This is a genomic window from Paenibacillus sp. P4_A9 (genome assembly GCF_056402415.1).
In genome coordinates this window covers 1-3702 of record NZ_JBFUHL010000152.1, presented here as the reverse complement: position 1 = coordinate 3702, position 3702 = coordinate 1, and the positions used below count along the sequence as shown (strand labels likewise).

6 protein-coding genes and 1 other annotated feature are annotated in these 3702 nt (G+C 43.9%); all 6 genes read left to right on the top strand.

The window, feature by feature from the left end:
* The first annotated feature begins 35 nt into the window (after window positions 1–35).
* The gene (locus AC1DVJ_RS30250; RefSeq protein WP_477596508.1) at window positions 36–722 is read left to right on the top strand and encodes a YggS family pyridoxal phosphate-dependent enzyme; all 687 of its coding nucleotides are present in this window, start codon (window positions 36–38) and stop codon (window positions 720–722) included.
* Window positions 723–769: 47 nt separating this feature from the next.
* Window positions 770–1192 carry a cell division protein SepF gene (locus tag AC1DVJ_RS30245; RefSeq protein WP_477596506.1) on the top strand — a complete coding sequence of 141 codons (423 nt, stop codon included), beginning with the start codon at window positions 770–772 and terminating at the stop codon, window positions 1190–1192.
* A 41-nt stretch (window positions 1193–1233) separates the two neighbouring features.
* The gene (locus AC1DVJ_RS30240) at window positions 1234–1497 is read left to right on the top strand and encodes a YggT family protein (protein ID WP_477596510.1); all 264 of its coding nucleotides are present in this window, start codon (window positions 1234–1236) and stop codon (window positions 1495–1497) included.
* A gap of 2 nt (window positions 1498–1499) precedes the next feature.
* The gene (locus AC1DVJ_RS30235; RefSeq protein ID WP_477596504.1) at window positions 1500–2282 is read left to right on the top strand and encodes a YlmH family RNA-binding protein; all 783 of its coding nucleotides are present in this window, start codon (window positions 1500–1502) and stop codon (window positions 2280–2282) included.
* A 151-nt stretch (window positions 2283–2433) separates the two neighbouring features.
* Complete coding sequence (locus AC1DVJ_RS30230) at window positions 2434–2910, top strand: DivIVA domain-containing protein (RefSeq protein ID WP_477596502.1); 477 nt, start codon at window positions 2434–2436, stop codon at window positions 2908–2910.
* Window positions 2911–2982: 72 nt separating this feature from the next.
* Window positions 2983–3230 (top strand) — a binding site (T-box leader).
* Window positions 3231–3296: 66 nt separating this feature from the next.
* The coding region (locus AC1DVJ_RS30225) for a class I tRNA ligase family protein (protein ID WP_477596500.1) at window positions 3297–3702 on the top strand (406 nt) is incomplete at its 3' end.

The following is a 3702-nucleotide window of genomic DNA, read 5'->3' as shown; positions in this document are numbered from 1 at the left end:
CTGGCAAGGTGTGTTGAATTGAGGTGTAGGGTAAAATGAGTGTATTAGAACGTAAACAAGAAGTTGAAGCTCGGATTGCAGCTGTATGTCGGCAGTCAGGCCGTCAAGAAAATGAAATTAAGATCATCGCAGTTACCAAATATGTATCTTTAGAAACGACTGAACAAGTATTGAACACGGGTCTACAGCATATTGGTGAAAATCGTTGGCAAGATGTGAAACCGAAGTGGGAAGCACTTCATGATCGTGGAACATGGCATTTTCTAGGCCATTTGCAGACGAATAAGGTGAAGGATGTCATTAGCAAATTTGCCTTTATTCACTCCCTAGATCGGATATCTCTTGCCAAGGAATTGGACAAGCAGGCTGCTGCATTAGGGATAGAAGTCAATTGCTTCTTGCAAGTGAATATTTCCGGTGAAKCAACGAAGTATGGCGTCGCACCCCAGGATTTCTTCCAGTTTGCTGAGGAAGTAAGCAAGCTTACACATATTCGTGTTTGTGGATTAATGACGATGGCTCCTTACGAGCTTGAATCGGAAGAAACAAGACCTGTTTTTCGAGGCTTACGAGAGCTGCGAGACCAATTGAATGAGCGAAAGCTATTTCCTTATGAAGTGAAAGAGTTATCGATGGGCATGTCAGGCGACTTTGATGTGGCGATTGAAGAAGGTGCAACCTGGGTGCGATTAGGTACAGTTTTGGTAGGCAAAGAGGGCTAGGCATTAGGTATATAATGCCGATAAGATTTCGTCAGGAGGGAACCATGATGGGTGTGTATAACCGATTTATGAATTTTCTGGGGCTCCAGGAAGAGGAAGAAATTGTAGAGCGTGAACGGATTGTAGAAACGACGGAAGAACCTGAAACCAATCCTTATGAATTACGTAATAAAAACAAGGCGAATGTCGTAAGTATACATTCTCAGAAAAATTCACGCGTTGTCCTAAGTGAACCTCGCACTTATGAGGAAACACAAGACATTGCGGACCATCTACGTTCTCGTAGGGCCGTTGTCGTTAATTTACAGCGAGTTCGTGGTGATCAAGCCATCCGAATCGTAGATTTCTTAAGTGGTACGGTTTATGCATTGAATGGGTCTATCTCTAAGCTTGGACCGAATATCTTTCTCTGTACGCCAGATTCAGTAGATATTCATGGTCACATCTCTGAGATGATGGGCGAGGAATAGACGTATATCCTAACACAGAGGTGGATGACTACGTGGAAAACGTGTATGATTTTCTATGGGTTTTACAGAAACTTTATTTTTACATGATATTTGGTTATTTGATCTTATCTTGGTTTCCAAATGCACGTGACAGTTTTGTCGGTGGACTGCTCGCTAAGCTGGTTGAACCGTATTTGAGTCCATTTCGCAAAATTATCCCGAGCATTGGTCCCATTGATTTGTCCCCGATTGTGGCGCTATTCGCATTGAATTTCGTGGTTATGGGAATCATTGCAGTTCTTAAGTTCATTGCGAGGTTATTCTAACATTGACGAAAGAAATCTATGGCCATTTTCACCCAGACGAACACCATTTTGTAGATAAGGCCTGGGATTGGGTCCAGCGAGCTGCTGAGCAGCATGCCGTGAAATTAACCGATTTCCTCGATCCCAGACAAGCCTTCATTCTGAATTCACTCGTCAACCGACACCCGGATGTGCATTGCCGTTTTGATGGCGGTTATGAGGCGGCAGAACGTAGAAGAGCCTTGATTGCTCCAGATTACCGGACCTTGGAAGGTGAAGACATGGCTATGGCCGTGTTGGCGGTCTCCTCAGGAGATGGTAAATTTCTAACATTAGAACATGGAGATTACATGGGCGCCATTCTTGGACTCGGCATGAAGCGAGACAAGATTGGCGATATTCATGTTATAGATGGCGGCTGCCATTGCCTGGTGACCCAGGACGCCGCCGACTATTTGCATTTGAATTTATCACAAGTACATAGAGTACATGTTCAAACGGAATTGCTTTCTCTAGACAAGCTGGAGGTAGCGCAAGTACAACTGGATGAGCTTCATTTATCCGTTGCCTCCATGCGTATGGACGGTATAGTAAGCGATGTATTCCGGCTTAGCAGAGCCAAAGTGTTGCAACCGATCCAGGCTGGCCGTTGCCGCGTAAACTGGAAGCTGGAAGAAGATCCAAGCAAGCCCTTGAAAGAAGGCGATATGATCTCCTTGCAGGGATTTGGTAGATTTAAAGTGCTTGAAGTGGAAGGCGTATCGAAAAAAGGGCGAATTCGTGTGAAGATTGGCAAGTTTGCATGATCGTGGATAATTTATCCACGAACTTTGCAGGAATTGCTAATTTTCTGTCGAACTGAACTGTATAGACATGGGTGTAGGCTAGCTTTAAGAAAAGCTCAGCTTATACTTACGAAGTCAGTTTTGCTACGCAAAACGCTAAGGAGGGGCACTGATGCCATTAACACCGCTAGATATACATAATAAAGAGTTTTCACGTTCGTTTCGTGGCTATGATGAAGATCAAGTGAATGAATTCCTAGATCAAGTCATCAAGGATTATGAGGCGCTCATTCGTGAAAATAAGGATTTGCAGAATCAAAATTTATCTTTGCAAGAGCGTTTGGATCACTTCACGCATATCGAGGAATCATTGAGCAAGACGATTATCGTTGCTCAAGAAGCTGCGGATGAAGTCAGAAGCAATTCGAAGAAGGAAGCTCAGTTGATATTGAAGGAAGCGGAGAAAAATGCGGATCGGATTATTAACGAATCATTGACGCGCTCTCGCAAAGTTTCACTTGAAATCGAAGAATTGAAGAAGCAAGCTTCCATTTATCGCACACGCTTTCGGACATTGCTTGAAGCTCAACTTGAATTATTGAACACAGAAGGCTGGCAAAGTATGCAGTTTGAGACTACAGAAGAGTAGGCATGGGGCCATAGGCAGTTATCTTATTGACTATGACTGCCAGATTGGTTATACTCCTGTTAAATGTATCGCAATAAAGCTATGACTGGAACGAGTAGGGCGTTATGAGCAGTGTCAGCGAATTAGGGTTTTGGTGTGAGCCTAATCTCTGCAGCGTACCGAATATCCCCCAGGAGCGTCTCTTGAATCAAGTAGGGAGAAACGGGTCATGCCGTTACACATGATCGAGTGAAGAAGCTCTGTTCGATTCGCCTTTAGGCGTGTGTTCATGATGCTTTTTAACGAGGGTGGTACCGCGAGTTGAGTTTCTCGTCCCTTTTTGGGATGAGAGGCTTTTTTTGTTTTTTAGACAATGAATAGATTGAACCAGGGATGGAGTGGTAATCATGGATTATGGCAAAACATTAAATCTACTACAAACAGAATTTCCGATGAGAGGTAATTTACCTCAAGCCGAACCGAAAATGCAAGAACATTGGGAAGCGGAAGACATTTATGCCAAAGTACAAGAGAGTCGCAAGGGAAGAACGAAGTTCATTTTACACGATGGACCTCCCTACGCGAATGGAGATATTCATATCGGTCACRCACTTAACAAAGTGTTGAAAGATATAATCGTACGATTCAAAACACTGCAAGGCTTCGACGCGCCTTACGTACCTGGTTGGGATACGCATGGTTTGCCGATCGAGCAAGTGATTACGAACAGCGGGAAAGTCGATCGGAAAAAGATGACTGTACCTGAGTTTCGTGAATATTGCAAAGAATACGCGCTGCAATCGGTTGAGAAGC

Bases quoted from the DNA above. Each gene is read 5' to 3' on its own strand.
- AC1DVJ_RS30245 (WP_477596506.1), top strand. From the start codon at position 770: ATGGGTGTGTATAACCGATTTATGAATTTTCTGGGGCTCCAGGAAGAG.
- AC1DVJ_RS30230 (WP_477596502.1), top strand. From the start codon at position 2,434: ATGCCATTAACACCGCTAGATATACATAATAAAGAGTTTTCACGTTCG.